Origin of the sequence: Streptomyces sp. NPDC014882 (assembly GCF_043081325.1) — a bacterium.
In the GTDB taxonomy this organism is placed as follows: Bacteria; Actinomycetota; Actinomycetes; order Streptomycetales; family Streptomycetaceae; genus Streptomyces.
In genome coordinates this window covers 228,253-241,869 of sequence record NZ_JBIBWL010000008.1, presented here as the reverse complement: position 1 = coordinate 241,869, position 13,617 = coordinate 228,253, and the positions used below count along the sequence as shown (strand labels likewise).

13 protein-coding genes and 1 pseudogene are annotated in these 13,617 nt (G+C 74.1%); 11 read left to right on the top strand and 3 right to left on the bottom strand.

Annotated features, from left to right (window positions below):
• Window positions 1–192: 192 nt before the first annotated feature.
• Complete coding sequence (locus tag ACF09K_RS20480) at window positions 193–1,278, top strand: glutamate--cysteine ligase (protein ID WP_392245395.1); 1,086 nt, start codon at window positions 193–195, stop codon at window positions 1,276–1,278.
• A 3-nt stretch (window positions 1,279–1,281) separates the two neighbouring features.
• Window positions 1,282–1,794 (top strand): hypothetical protein, encoded by a 513-nt coding sequence (locus ACF09K_RS20475; protein ID WP_392245393.1) that lies wholly within the window; start codon window positions 1,282–1,284, stop codon window positions 1,792–1,794.
• A gap of 29 nt (window positions 1,795–1,823) precedes the next feature.
• On the opposite strand, the pseudogene ACF09K_RS20470 reads toward ACF09K_RS20475, so the two are convergent.
• Window positions 1,824–2,324 (bottom strand): annotated as a pseudogene (locus ACF09K_RS20470) (GNAT family N-acetyltransferase); the annotation flags it as partial.
• Window positions 2,325–2,473: 149 nt separating this feature from the next.
• On the opposite strand from ACF09K_RS20470, the gene ACF09K_RS20465 reads away from it, so the two are divergent.
• From ACF09K_RS20465 to ACF09K_RS20455, 3 genes are all read left to right on the top strand, one after another.
• Entirely contained in the window at window positions 2,474–2,950 is a 477-nt protein-coding gene (locus tag ACF09K_RS20465; protein ID WP_392245391.1) for an SRPBCC family protein, read from the top strand.
• Window positions 2,951–3,704: 754 nt separating this feature from the next.
• Complete coding sequence (locus ACF09K_RS20460) at window positions 3,705–4,136, top strand: NfeD family protein (protein WP_392245390.1); 432 nt, start codon at window positions 3,705–3,707, stop codon at window positions 4,134–4,136.
• Between the two features lie 3 nt (window positions 4,137–4,139).
• The gene (locus ACF09K_RS20455; RefSeq protein WP_392245388.1) at window positions 4,140–5,186 is read left to right on the top strand and encodes an SPFH domain-containing protein; all 1,047 of its coding nucleotides are present in this window, start codon (window positions 4,140–4,142) and stop codon (window positions 5,184–5,186) included.
• A 102-nt stretch (window positions 5,187–5,288) separates the two neighbouring features.
• On the opposite strand, the gene ACF09K_RS20450 is transcribed toward ACF09K_RS20455, so the two are convergent.
• Window positions 5,289–5,927: a TetR/AcrR family transcriptional regulator gene (locus tag ACF09K_RS20450; protein ID WP_392245386.1), complete on the bottom strand. Its 639-nt coding sequence runs from the start codon at window positions 5,925–5,927 to the stop codon at window positions 5,289–5,291.
• A gap of 169 nt (window positions 5,928–6,096) precedes the next feature.
• Between ACF09K_RS20450 and ACF09K_RS20445 the strand changes: the two genes are divergently transcribed.
• Entirely contained in the window at window positions 6,097–7,116 is a 1,020-nt protein-coding gene (locus tag ACF09K_RS20445) for an aldo/keto reductase (protein WP_392245385.1), read from the top strand.
• A 141-nt stretch (window positions 7,117–7,257) separates the two neighbouring features.
• Here ACF09K_RS20445 and ACF09K_RS20440 read toward each other — a convergent pair whose 3' ends face one another.
• Window positions 7,258–7,674: an SseB family protein gene (locus ACF09K_RS20440; protein WP_392245383.1), complete on the bottom strand. Its 417-nt coding sequence runs from the start codon at window positions 7,672–7,674 to the stop codon at window positions 7,258–7,260.
• Window positions 7,675–8,024: 350 nt separating this feature from the next.
• On the opposite strand from ACF09K_RS20440, the gene ACF09K_RS20435 reads away from it, so the two are divergent.
• The 5 genes from ACF09K_RS20435 (at window position 8,025) to ACF09K_RS20415 (ending at window position 13,527) form a co-directional block, all read left to right on the top strand.
• Complete coding sequence (locus ACF09K_RS20435; protein ID WP_392245382.1) at window positions 8,025–8,642, top strand: TOPRIM nucleotidyl transferase/hydrolase domain-containing protein; 618 nt, start codon at window positions 8,025–8,027, stop codon at window positions 8,640–8,642.
• Between the two features lie 92 nt (window positions 8,643–8,734).
• Window positions 8,735–9,460 carry a VOC family protein gene (locus tag ACF09K_RS20430; protein WP_392245381.1) on the top strand — a complete coding sequence of 242 codons (726 nt, stop codon included), beginning with the start codon at window positions 8,735–8,737 and terminating at the stop codon, window positions 9,458–9,460.
• Between the two features lie 139 nt (window positions 9,461–9,599).
• A complete protein-coding gene (locus tag ACF09K_RS20425; RefSeq protein ID WP_392245380.1) occupies window positions 9,600–10,835 on the top strand; it encodes an MFS transporter in 1,236 nt (411 codons plus the stop codon).
• A 375-nt stretch (window positions 10,836–11,210) separates the two neighbouring features.
• The gene (locus ACF09K_RS20420) at window positions 11,211–12,791 is read left to right on the top strand and encodes a sulfite oxidase (protein ID WP_392245550.1); all 1,581 of its coding nucleotides are present in this window, start codon (window positions 11,211–11,213) and stop codon (window positions 12,789–12,791) included.
• Between the two features lie 76 nt (window positions 12,792–12,867).
• The gene (locus ACF09K_RS20415; protein ID WP_392245549.1) at window positions 12,868–13,527 is read left to right on the top strand and encodes a fasciclin domain-containing protein; all 660 of its coding nucleotides are present in this window, start codon (window positions 12,868–12,870) and stop codon (window positions 13,525–13,527) included.
• Window positions 13,528–13,617: the final 90 nt, after the last annotated feature.

Here is a 13,617-nt window from a genome sequence, read left to right as displayed (position 1 = left end):
ACGTCGCTCGCGCCCTCCCCGCTCCGCTCGAGCTCTCCCCGGCACCTGCGCGGGGTTAGTGTGGAAGCGATCGCGGCATTCGGAGACGGCCCGGACCCGTATCCCGTTCCCGGGCGATCAGCACCGCCGGACGGGCACGAACGCGTCGCGAGCCCGGTCACGGCAGTCACCCAGGGGAACAGAGGGCGGTCGATGACGACGATCGGCGTGGAAGAGGAATACCTGCTGCTCGACCCCGCCACGGGCCTGCCGGTGCCGTACTCCGAGAAGGTGCGTCTGGCGGCGGACCTGGCCCGCCTCGCCGGGGGCGAGGAACTGCAGTCCGAACTGCTCCAGGTCCAGGTCGAGGTGGCGACTCCCGTGTGCGGCACGCTGGAGGAGGTCGGGGGGCACCTGCTGCGCCTGCGGCACGCCGTCGGCGCGGCCGCCGAGGAGCACGGCTGCCGGATGGTGGCCGCGGCGACGCCGCCGCTGCGCGACGGCCGGCCCGTGGGCGTCACCGACGAGGCGCGTTACCGCGCCATGGTGGCGCAGGCGCCCCAGCTGGTGGCGGAGCAGTTCGTCAACGGCATGCACGTGCACGTGGCCGTGCCCGACCGGGAGGCGGGCGTGCGGGTGCTGAACCGGATCCGGGTCTGGCTGCCGGTGCTGACGGCGATGTCGGCGAACTCCCCGCTGTGGGACGGCCACGACACCGGGTTCGCCAGCTGGCGCACGGTGATCTTCAGCCGCTGGCCGGTCACCGGCATCGCCCCCTCGTTCCGCGACGCGGCGGACTACGACCGCCGGCTGCAGCGCCTGGTGGAGAGCGGTCTGATCTCGGACACCGGGCAGGTGTACTGGCAGGCCCGTCTCTCGGAGCGCTATCCCACGGTCGAGGTGCGCTGCCCGGACGTCCAGCTCCACGCGGACGACGCCGTCATGCTCGCCGGGATCGTCCGGGCCCTGGTGGCGACGGCCCTGGCCGAGGCGACCGCCGACCAGGCACCGCCGCCGGAACTGCTGCAGGCCGCCATGTGGCACGCCGCCCGGCACGGACTCGACGACACCCTGATCGATCCGGCCGGCGGCCGGCGCCGCGCCGGCGACGTGCTGTGCCGGCTGCTGGGGCACATCGCCCCCGCCCTCGACGCCGCCGGTGACACCCGGCAGGTCGCGGCCCTCGTCCACCGCCTCCTCCAGGAGGGGACCGGCGCCGACCGGCAACGGGCCGCCCTCGACCGGGGCGGCATGCGCGCGGTCGTCGACCTGCTCACCAGGGAAAGCACCGTGCCGTGAACGGTGGGCCGCGCCCCTCGCCCCGCCGTCGACGGGGTCGCCCCCCCCGTCGGCCCGCCCGGTCCGTCCCGCCACCGCGACCGTCCGGACCGGGCTCGTGCCCCGGTTCCGCCGTACCGGCGCATCGTCGGGTACCGCGCTCCCGACGGCATCCGCGGGGTCCAGGTCTTCCCGCTCGTGGAGGACTCACCGAGCGCCTCGGTGGCGGCGGCCCGGGCGACGGCGAGCGAACTCGACGGGCACCGGGAGATCCACGTGCGGGACGTGCCGGACCCGTCCGGGAACGAGGCGGCCGAGCACGAGTGCACCGCGGACGAGCTGAGCGGTGAACCCGCCGCCGGCTCCGCCCACCCCGTCGTCGACCACCGCTTCGAGGCCGTCGACGGGGAGCGCTGCGCCCTCATCGCCTACGGCGCGCGGGACGACGGAACCGAGGACGGACGCGAACTGCTCGACACGGCACGCGCCTGGTTCCGTCCGCCGCCCGCGCAGGGCCCGGCGCCGGAGCCGTCCTGAGCGCGGTTCGGCGGGGCCGGCGGACCCGGCGGGACCAGGAAGAAGTCGAACTCGGGGCGCTCCCAGCCCACGGCGGGCGGGTTCGGGGGCGCGGTTCCGGTGCGCACCGCGCCCACACTCCGGTAGAAGCCCTCGGCCGGCGGATGCGACACCACCCGGACGCCGTCGAGCCCGGCGGCGCGCGCCTCGGCCAGCATGTGGGTGACGAGCAGCCGCCCGATGCCGCGGCCCTGCGCCTCGTCGGCGACGAACAGCAGGTCGAGCTCCCGCGGGGCGAGCAGCAGCGAGTAGAAACCGAGGACACGCGCCCCGTCCCCGTGACCGCCGACGGCCACGAAGACACGGTGGGCCTCGATGTAGCCGCGCCCGACCCGGTGGTCCGCGACCACGGCCGCGTACCGCCCCTCGTAGGCCCGCGAGCCGCGCACGAGCCGCGTGAGCCGCTTGGCGTCCTTCGCGACGGCTCGCCGTACGGTGACCGGCCCGCTCCCCGGTGTAACACCTGATGTCATGCGAAGAGTATTACGCATCGGGAGGGCGCCCTCCGCGCGAGGACGATCCGTCCTCCTCCCCGGCGTCGGGACGCGAGCCGGAAAACACGGCGGCCCAGTCGTATCCGGCGGGACCCCGGGTACCCGTCGCCCCGAGCCCGGCATCGTCATGAGAAGGGAACGCGCAGATGAGCACGGTCAAGGAAACGGTCGAGGTGGACGTCCCCGTCCGTACCGCCTACAACCAGTGGACGCAGTTCGAGGAGTTCCCCCGGTTCATGGAGGGAGTGGAAGAGGTCAGGCAGCTCGACGACCGCCACAACCACTGGACGACCAAGATCGGCGGAACCCGGCGCGAGTTCGACACCGAGATCGTCGACCAGCTCGCGGACGAACGCATCACGTGGCGCACCACCAGCGGCGACACCCGACAGAGGGGCACGGTCCGGTTCGAGCGCCTGGACGACACGCACACCCGGGTGGAGCTGGTGATGGACGTCGAGCCGAGCGGGATGGCGGAGAAGGCCGCCGACGTGCTCGGCACGATCGACCGGCGCGTCAAGGGCGACATGAAGCGCTTCAAGCAGTACGTCGAGGAGCGCGGCGCCGAGTCCGGAGCCTGGCGCGGCCGCCTCAAGCCGGGCGACGCCGGCCCCTCGCTCTGACGCACCGGCCCCGCCCGCCCCGGTACCGGCGCGCTGAAGCCGAGCCGGGAGCGCACCGCGTCCGCCCCGCGCCGAACCGCGGGGCGTGACGCCGGCACCGCCCGCCGCCGGCGCGGCCGAGGGGCCGCGCGAGGCCCACGGGCGAAGACCGGAGGGGCGGTCCTCGACGGTACCGACCCGGCCGTCCCGGGAGGCGCACGGTCCTCGTCCTGCCGGCCCCGACGGCGTCGGCAGGACGACCGCCGTCAAGGCCCCCTCCGGCCTCGTCATCGCCGACGCAGACGCCGACGCCCGCGCGCGGGCGCCGCGACCCGGCCGCCGCCCCGTGGGCGGTGCGTGCCGAGACCGGCGTCACGGGCCGGTTCTCCGCCGTCGCCGGCAAGCAGAACATGCTGTTCACGGCGGACCTGACCCCTTTGCGGCGGGGGCCGCCGCGCCGCCGTCGGCCCGCCGGCCCGCCCCGGTCCCACCGGGGCCGCCGGAAAACCCGTCTCGGGAGGAGACCGCGGCGCCGGAGTCGGGCCGGTGCGCGCGGTGCGGACCGGCCGGGTCCGCCGATCGCCCGCGGCGGGCCCGGTTCCCCGGGGCCGGGATGGGTAGAGCTCTCTCCGTAGGAGAACGTGAAGCAGCCGCCCGGGCAGCCGCGAGGCGTGTGAGCGCTCCTCGCGCGTGCCGTTCCGGGTGACCGGCGGGCCGTACCGGTGACCACGGACGGCGCGTCACCTTCACGCCCACGTCCTCGGAAGGGGGCCCTGTGGAGCCGTGGCTGATCTGGGTGAGCGTCGCGGGATTCCTCGCCCTGGCGGAGATGTTCACACTCACCGCCGCACTGGGCATGCTCGCCGGGGCCGCGCTGATCACGGCCGGAACCGCCGCCCTGGGGCTGCCCGCGCCCCTCCAGCTCCTCGTGTTCACCGTCGTCGCCACGCTCAGCCTGGTCTTCCTGCGCCCGGTCGCGCTGCGGCACGTGCTGCCGCCCCAGACGGAGCGGTTCGGCGTCGACGCGCTGGTCGGGAAGTCCGCCTACGTCGTCTCCGAGGTGACCGGAGCCGGCGGCAGGGTCCGGATCGAGGGTGAGGAGTGGACGGCGCGCGCCTACGACGAGACGTTGGTGATCCCCCCTGGAACGGCCGTGGACGTCATGGAGATCAGCGGCTCCACCGCACTCGTCTACCCCCGGGAGTGAACCATGGAAGCTTCGGCGTTCCTCATCGCCGGCCTGATCGTCGCCCTCCTGGCGGTCCTCACCGTGGTGCGGGCGGTACGCATCGTGCCCCAGGCGCGCGCCCGCAACGTCGAACGGCTCGGCCGCTACCACCGGACGCTGAAACCCGGCCTCAGCCTCGTGATCCCCTTCGTCGACCGCGTGTATCCGGTGATCGACCTGCGGGAACAGGTCGTCTCCTTCAAACCGCAGCCGGTGATCACCGAGGACAACCTGGTCGTCGAGATCGACACCGTGCTGTACTTCCAGGTCACCGATCCGCGCGCGGCCTTCTACGAGATCGCCAACTTCCTCCAGGCGGTGGAGCAGCTCACCGTCACCACCCTGCGCAACGTGGTGGGGTCCATGGACCTGGAGAAGACCCTCACCTCCCGCGACACCATCAACAGCCAGCTCCGCGGGGTGCTGGACGAGGCCACCGGCAAATGGGGCTTGCGGGTCAACCGGGTGGAGATCAAGGCCATCGACCCTCCCCAGTCCATCAAGGACGCCATGCAGAAGCAGATGCGGGCCGAGCGGGACAAGCGGGCCGCGATCCTCGGCGCCGAGGGACAGCGCCAGTCGCAGATCCTCACCGCCGAGGGCGACAAGCAGGCCGCCGTCCTGCGCGCGGAGGGCAACCGTACGGCCGCGATCCTCCAGGCCGAAGGGCAGTCCCGGGCCATCGACGAGGTGTTCCAGGCCGTGCACCGCAACGATCCCGACCCCAAGCTCCTCGCCTACCAGTACCTCCAGACGCTGCCCCACCTCGCGCAGGGGCCGGGCAACAACTTCTGGGTGATCCCCAGCGAGATCACCTCCGCGCTCAGCGACGTGTCACGGGCGTTCAGCGAGGTCCTGCCCCAGTCGCCGGCCACGCGAGAGAAGCGCTCGGACGCCGGTGCGGCCCAGGCGGCCAGCGACGCCGCGCAGGCCGCGGAGGCGGCAGCCGAGGCCCTCGCCGACGCGGCCAGGGCCGACGGCGCGGCCCCCCGCGCCCTCCCCGACGACCGGGGCCCCGGAAACGGGTGAGCGGCACTCCGCCGGCGTGCCCGCCCCGGCCCTCGTGCCGGGGCCGCCCGGCCGCCGCGCGCCCGGGCCGGCCCGTGGCCGGGACCGGCGCGGCGGCCGGGGTCAGGCCGGTCGGCGCAGTCCCGCGACCAGGACCTCGACCAGTCGGCGGGCGTCGTAGCGCGGGTCGTTCTCCGCTCCGATGCAGAGGTTGCCGACACCCCGCAGCAGCGCGTAGGCGTCCAGGTCGGAGCGGATCTCCCCGGCGGCGGCCGCGGCTTCGAGCAGTCGGGCGCACACGGGCACGAGGCGGTCGAGGAAGTGGGCGTGCAGCGCCTCGAAGCCCGCGTCGTCGGACCGGAGCACGGCGGCGAGGCCGTGCTTGGTGACCAGGAAGTCGACGAACAGGCCGATCCAGCGCCCCAGGGCGGCGTGCGGGGTCGGGCCGGTCGCCAGCAGGGCCGGCCCCGCCTCGGCGCAGGCCTCGATCTGGTGCCGGTAGACGGCGATGATGAGGTCCGCCCGCGTCGGGAAGTGGCGGTAGATCGTGCCCACCCCGACGCCGGCCCGGGCCGCGATGTCGCGGACCGGCGCGTCCACGCCCGAGGCGACGAAGGCGGCGGCGGCCGCGTCGAGAAGGCTCTCCTTGTTGCGCCGGGCGTCCTTGCGCCCGGGCTCCGCCGTCTGTCTCCCGCCCCGGTCCTTCCCGTGCCCGTCTTTCCCCCGCGTCCCCTGCTTCCCCTGCTCGTCGCCGTCGCCCACGTGCGGCTCCCTTCCCTGCGCGCCTTGCGAAACGGAACGTCGTTCCGTATCGTCTCTTCCGGAACAACGTTCCGCTTTGTTCATGATGCCAGAGCGCGGGCCGGCCACCGAGCCGCGCACCCGCGCACGCACCCCGCCACGCTTCACCCGCAACGGAGGAGACACGGTCATGCAGTACCGCACCCTGGGCCGAACCGGCGTACAGGTCAGCTCCCTCGCGCTCGGCGCGATGAACTTCGGCGCGCTCGGACGCACCACCCAGGACGAGGTCACGGCCATCGTCGACGCCGCGCTCGAGGCCGGCGTCAACGTCATCGACACCGCCGACGTGTACAGCGGCGGCGAGTCGGAGGAGATGATCGGCAAGGCCCTCGCCGGCCGCCGCGACGACGTCGTCCTGGCCACCAAGGCCGGCATGCCGATGGGGGAGGAGCGCAACCACCGGGGCGGTTCCCGCCGTTGGCTGGTCAGCGCGCTCGACGACAGCCTGCGCCGCCTCGGGGTCGACCACGTCGACCTCTACCAGATCCACCGCTGGGACCCCAGTACCAGCGACGAGGAGACCCTGTCGGCCCTGACCGACCTCCGGCGCGCGGGCAAGATCCGCCACTTCGGCTCCTCCACCTTCCCCGCCCACCGCATCGTGCAGGCGCAGTGGGCCTCCCGCGAACACCACCTCGGCCGTTACGTCACCGAGCAGCCCAGCTACTCCGTCCTCCAGCGGGGGATCGAGACCCACGTGCTTCCCGTGACCGAGGAGTACGGGCTCGGCGTCCTCGTGTGGAGCCCGCTGGCCTCGGGCTGGCTGTCGGGCGCCGTCCGCGCGGGCCGGGAGATCACCACCAGCCGCTCGGCGTTCATGCCGCAGCGCTTCGACACCACCCTCCCCGCCAACCGGGCCAGGCTCGACGCCGTCGAGCGGCTGGCCGGGATCGCCGACGGGGCCGGCCTGACCATGATCCAGCTGGCCCTCGGCTTCGTGACCGCGCACCCCGCCGTGACCGCCGCGCTCATCGGTCCCCGCACGCTGGAGCACCTGCACGCGCAGCTCGCCGCCGCCGACACCGTGCTCTCCGCCGACGTGCTCGACGCGATCGACGCCGTCGTGGCCCCCGGCACCGACCTGGCCGCACACGAGAAGCACGACACCCCGCCGTCCCTGCTCGACCCGTCCCTGCGGCGCCGCTGACCGCCGGGGTGGCGTACGGACATGGGAGGGGCTCCGTACGAGGGGCGCACGAGCGGCGGTGACCGTCCGTACCGGCCGCCGGTGCGGGGCGGCCACGAGAACCGGGCGGGATCGTCCACCGGCGGGCGGGGGAGCGGCCGGTCACCTCCAGGGCGGCACGAGCAGGACGTGGACGTCCTGGCCGGCGAAGATCAGGCCGTCGGGATGGCCGAGGTCGATGGCGAGCGCCAGCTCCTCGTCGGTGGGCCAGTTGGCCGCCAGCAGGCCGAGCTGCACCTGGTGCCCGATGTGCACCTCGGGGAGCGTGTGGAGCATGCGCTCCACGGAGGTGAAGACGGGAACCGTGTGCGGCTGCGGCGGGTCGTCGATCACCGGGAGGGTGAGCCTGCCGTCCCGCGGGGCGTGACGGGCGGCGAACTCGTCCGGCTCCGGGACCAGGATGTCGCAGGCGACCAGGGTGTCCAGCACCGTCCGGTCGTCGGGCGTGCGGTTGAGATCGCGCAGCGCCTCCTGGGCGGCCGCCACGAGCAGTTCCTCGGGGATGCTGTCGTCGCGCATGGCTCACCCCATCGTGGCCCGGCCGGACCGCCCGGTGCCGGGTGCGCCAGGCGTCGCGTGGCTTCACCTTTCCGGTACCCGGGGCGGGTCGGGCCATGCGGAGTCCTCGGGCCGGGACGCCCTTTCCTCCTTCGCGCCCCTCCCGTACGGGCACGGGTGTGCGGGCCGACGGTCCCCTCGCCGCCGCATGTCTCTCCCGCCCCCGGTACGGGTGCCCGGGCCGACGCTCCCTTCGCCGCCCCGCGTCCCTCCCGCCCCGGTACGGGCGCGCGGTCCCCTCCCGTCGCGAACGCGGGGGCGTGGCATTTAATGCCGTGCCGGGGGCCCCGGTGGTGGTGCAGACTCGCTCCATGGCCGACATGGGGGCGTTCCGGGACGAGGTCACTGCCTGGGCGGCCGGTGGTCCCGGCGGGCCGGCGAGGGAGCTGGCGGCGCGGCTGGGGGTGCGCACCGCGGTGCTGCTCGAAGGGCCGAGCGACCTCGCCGCCGTCGAGGCGCTGGCCGCACGGCGCGGCCGGGACCTGGCCGCCGAAGGGGTGTGCGTCGTGTCCATGGGCGGGGCGATGAGCGTCGCCCGCCACGCCGCCCTCCTCGGCCCGCCCGGCCTCGGCCTGCGCCTGACCGGACTCTGCGACGAACGCGAACAGCCCTTCTACGACCGCGGCCTGGAGCGGGCGGGGGCGCCGCGCGAGGGCTTCTTCGTGTGCGTGACGGACCTGGAGGACGAACTCGTCCGCGCGCTGGGTCCGGCGGGGACCGAGGAGGTCGTCCGGGCCGCGGGCGACCTCCGCGCCTGGCAGACCTTCCTGCACCAGCCCGCCCAGCACGGCCGGTCCAGGCAGCGGCAGCTGCGGCGCTTCCTCGGCACGCAGAAGGGCCGCAAGATCCGCTACGGCCGCCTCCTGGTCGAGGCCCTCGCCCCCGACCGGGTACCGGCCCCGCTCGACGACCTCCTCGGCAGCCTGTGACCGACAGCCCGTGACCCGACGGCCGGCGGACCGCCCCGCCCGAACGGGCGGCGGGACGGCGCGCCGAGCCGACAGACCGGAGACCTCGAACCATGACTTCCCACCTGCACGCGCTCACCCTCGACGCGAACGACCCCGCCCGTCTCGCCCGCTTCTGGGGCGACTTCCTCGGCTGGGAGGGGGCGGAGGACGGCTCCCCCGACGGCATCGAGCTGCTGCCCGGCGACGACACGGGGTTCCGGATGCGTTTCCTGCCGACCCGGGAGCGCAAGACGAGCCAGAACCCCATGCACTTCGACCTGACGAGCACCTCCCCCGAGGACCAGCGGCAGGTCGTGGCGAAGGCGGTCGGGCTCGGCGCCCGGCACATCGACATCGGCCAGCGCCCGGAGGAGGGGCACGTGGTGCTCGCCGACCCCGAGGGCAACGAGTTCTGCGTCGTCGGGCCGGGCAACGCCTTCCTCGCGGACTGCGGATTCGTCGGAGCGCTCGCGTGCGACGGTTCGCAGGCCGTCGGGTACTTCTGGAGCCGGGCACTGGGCTGGCCACTGGTCTGGGACCAGGACGAGGAGACCGCGATCCGCTCCCCGCACGGCGGCCCCAAGATCACGTGGGGCGGCCCGCCGCTGATGACGAAGACGGGGAAGGACCGGCTCCACTTCGACATCGCGCCGCCCGCCGGCGAAGACCTGCAGGCGGAGGTGGACCGGCTCGTCTCCCTCGGGGCGAAGCGCGTCGACACCGGCCGGGACCGGACCGACCGGGTGCTCATGGCCGACCCGGACGGCCACGAGTTCTGCGTGCTGCCCCCTCGATGACGAAGCGGCCCCGCCGGTGGCGTCACGGCACCGGCGGGTGATCGTCTTCCTCGGCCCGCCACCGGCGTGTACGTTCGAACGGACCCGGCGCAGGGTGATCATCGCCCCGCCACTTTCGCGCGAAAAGAACACCTCATCCATGGACCTGGCCACGCGCCGTCGCAGAACGGCGCTGTTCCTCCTGTTTCTCGTACCCGGTCTGTCGATCTCCTCCTGGGTGACGCGGACACCCGACATCAGGGACCTCCTCGGCGCGTCGACCGCGCAGATGGGGGTCATCCTGTTCGGGCTCTCCGTCGGCTCCATGACCGGCATCCTCGGCTCCGGAGCGCTGGTGGCCAGGTTCGGCACCCGGCCCGTCATGGGCGCGGGGACGCTGCTGGTCGTCCTCAGCATGGCGGTCGTCGGCGGCGGGGCGATGCTCGCCTCCGCTCCCGTCGTCACCGCCGGTCTGTTCCTCTTCGGCGCCGGCATGGGCGGGGGAGAGGTCGCGGTCAACGTCGACGGCGCCGAGGTCGAACGGCTGGCGGGCCGGACGGTGCTGCCCACGCTGCACGGCTTCTTCAGCCTGGGCACCGTGGTGGGAGCCGCGTGCGGCATCCTGTGCACCGCGGCCGCCGTTCCGGTGCAGTGGCACCTGGCGGCCGTCGTCGCCGTCACGGCCGGCATGCTCGCCCACGCCCTGCGCGCCGTCCCCGGCGGGGTGGGCAGGACCCGGGACCGCGGCCGGCGGACCGACAGCGGTACCGCGTCGCCCCGGGCGAAGGTCTGGAAGGACCGGCGGCTGCTCCTGATCGGCGGCGTCATCCTGGCGATGGCCCTGGCCGAGGGGTCCGCGAACGACTGGCTCCCCCTCCTCATGGTCGACGGCCACGGCGTCGACCCCGCCCTGGGCTCCGCCGTCTACACGGGGTTCGCCGCCGCCATGACGATCGGCCGCTTCGGCGGAGGCTTCCTCATCGACCGCGTCGGCCGAGCGCCCGTCGTGCGGGCCAGCGCCGTCTCGGCGACCCTCGGGATCGCCGTCGTCGCCTTCGCCGACTCCGCCCTCCTGGCGGGTGCCGCCGTGCTGCTCTGGGGCATGGGAGCCTCGCTCGGCTTCCCCGTCGCGCTCTCGGCGGCCGGTGACTCCGGCCCGGACGCGGCGGCCCGCGTCAGCCTCGTCGCGATGATCGGTTACGTCGCGTTCCTCGTCGGCCCTCCCGGCCTCGGTTTCCTCGGGGACCACTACGGCCTGCGCAGTGCCATGCTCGTCGTCCTCGCCTTCACCGCCGTGGCCGTCGCCCTCGCCCCGGCCGTCGGCACCCGCTCCACCACGCCCTCACCCGCCCCCGACCCCGCGGTGCGGCCCCGCACACCGGCTGACCCCGGCTGATTCCGGCTGACCCCGGCTGACACTGAGTGGTACCGGCCGGCCCGCCCGACCGCCGTTCCCCCTTCGCGGGGGTCCTCCGGCCCGGGGGCGACGGGCGTCGGCCCGTCGCCCCCGGGGGCGCGATCCGCGTACACGGGAAGGCCGGCGCCCGTGTGCGACGGCGTCGGGCACCGGATCCCCGCCCGCGATCCCGACCCGGGATCCCCGCCCGCGATCTCCGCGCTCGAGACCCAGGAATCCGTTGCCCGGACGCCTGCGGATCGGTCCGAAAAACATATTCACTCGATCGGATGAGTGACCCATCCGCGAGGCCGTCGGGGCCGGATTCCCCACGTGACCGACGACGAGAAGAAACCGCGGAAAACCCGCTCGCCGATGCGCGCGGCGCTCGGTGCGCTCAGCGGCGTGCTGGCGGGCGGCACGGCGCTGGCCGTGGCCGAGCTGGTCTCGGTGGGGGTGCGTCCGCAGGCCGGCCCGGTCGTCGCCGTGGGCGGTGCCGCGATCGACCGTACGCCCGCCGCGGTGAAGGACTGGGCGATCCGCACCTTCGGCACCGACGACAAACTGGTGCTGCAGCTCGGAATTCTCGCGGTATCGGCCCTCTGCGCGGCAGTGCTGGGTGTTCTCGCCCCGCGGCACCGGGTTTTCGGCGCCGTCGGAGTCCTTCTCCTCGGAGCGGCCGGCACGGCCGCGGCGCTCGGCCGGCCGGACTCGGACGGTTTCACCGACGCGCTGCCCTCCGCGGCGGGCGCGGTCGCCGGAGCGGCACTGCTGTACTTCCTCGCCGGCCGGCTGGAGCCGCGCGATCCCGCGCCGGACCTGCCGGACGGCGCCCCCGCGGGGGACGACCCCTCCGGGGCACCGGACTGGGACCGCCGCGGCTTCGTGATCGCCGCCTCCGCCGCGGCCGTCGCGTCGGCCGGCGCGGGCGCCCTCGGCCGGGCGCTGAACGGGTCGAGCGGCCGTGACGCGGTCGCCTCCCGCAGGGACCTCGTCCTGCCGTCGCCGGGCTCGCCCGCTCCGCCGCTTCCCCGCGGCACGCGGCTGGCGATCCCCGGGATCACCCCCTTCGTCACCCCGAACGAGGACTTCTACCGGGTGGACACCGCCCTGGTGGTGCCGAAGGTGGACGCCACGTCCTGGCGGCTGCGCCTGCACGGCAGGGGAGTCACCAGGCCGGTCACGCTCACCTTCGACGACCTGCTGCGGCGCGAGCTGATCGAGCGGGACATCACCCTCACCTGCGTGTCCAACGAGGTCGGCGGCCCCTACACCGGCAACGCCCGCTGGACCGGCGTGCGTCTCGCCGACCTCCTCGCCGAGTGCGGCGTCGTCCCTCCCTCGAAGGGCGGGCCCGCCGACCAACTGGTGGCGCGTTCGGTCGACGGGATGACCCTCGGGACGCCGGTGGAGGACGTCATGGACGGCCGGGACGCCCTCCTCGCCGTCGGGATGAACGGCGAGCCGCTGCCCTTCGCCCACGGGTTCCCGGTCCGCATGGTGGTGCCCGGCCTGTACGGCTACGTCTCCGCCTGCAAGTGGATCGAGGACATCGAACTGACCACGTTCGACGCCTACGACACCTACTGGGTCAAACGGAAGTGGGCCCGCCGGGCACCGGTCAAGACGCAGTCCCGGATCGACACCCCGAAACCGTTCGCCCGCCCCCGGGCCGGCACCGTCATGGTCGCCGGGGTCGCCTGGGCCCAGCACCGCGGCATCGACAAGGTCGAGGTGCGCGTCGACGACGGGCCCTGGCAGGAGGCGCGCCTGGCGGCCGAGGACTCGCTCGACACCTGGCGCCAGTGGTCCCTGCCCTGGCGGGCCACGAAGGGCGGCCACACCCTCACGGTGCGCGCCACCGACCGCACCGGCGCGGTGCAGACCGACACCCGCACCCGCACCGCCCCCGACGGCGCCAGCGGCCGGCACTCCGTGGTGGTCACCGTCGAGTGACCCCCACCTGACCACACAAGCCACCTTTCCCATGAACGCAGCGTCCGCTGCATCCATCCCTCAGGAGAGAACCATGATGAACACCCGTGTCCGCCGCCTCGCCATGACCGTCGCCGCCGCCGCCGTCCTGCCCCTGGCCCTGACCGCCTGCTCCGACGACGGCGGCGACTCCGCCTCCTCGGACTCCTCCAGCAAGGCGGCTGCCCCGGCGACGGCGTCCGACGACGGCATGAAGGGTTCGACGGACGCCTCCGCCGTGGACGAGCCGTTCGGCCCGGCCTGCGCCTCGGTGCCGGAGGACGGCGCCGGCTCCTTCGACGGCATGGCCAAGGACCCGGTGGCCACCGCCGCGTCCAACAACCCCGCCCTGTCCACCCTGGTGACGGCGGTGAAGAAGGCCGGCCTCGTCGACACCCTCAACAACGCCCAGAACATCACCGTGTTCGCCCCGACCAACGACGCCTTCGCCAAGATCCCGAAGGCCGACCTGGACAAGGTCCTCAACGACAAGGCCACCCTGACGAAGATCCTCACCTACCACGTCGTCGGTCAGAAGCTCGCCCCGGCGGACCTGGAGAACGGCTCCTTCGACACCCTGGAGAAGTCGAAGCTGACCACCTCCGGCTCGGACGAGTCGTACACGGTCAACGACTCCGCCAAGGTGGTCTGCGGCAACGTCAAGACCGCCAACGCCCACGTGTACATCATCGACACCGTCCTGATGCCCGGCAGCTGACGGCGGGCGGCGCCGCGGGCCGGGGACGACGGCCCGCGGCCCGCACCGGGCCGCTCGACGACGCGGACAGGGGTGGCCGGGGGCAGGGGC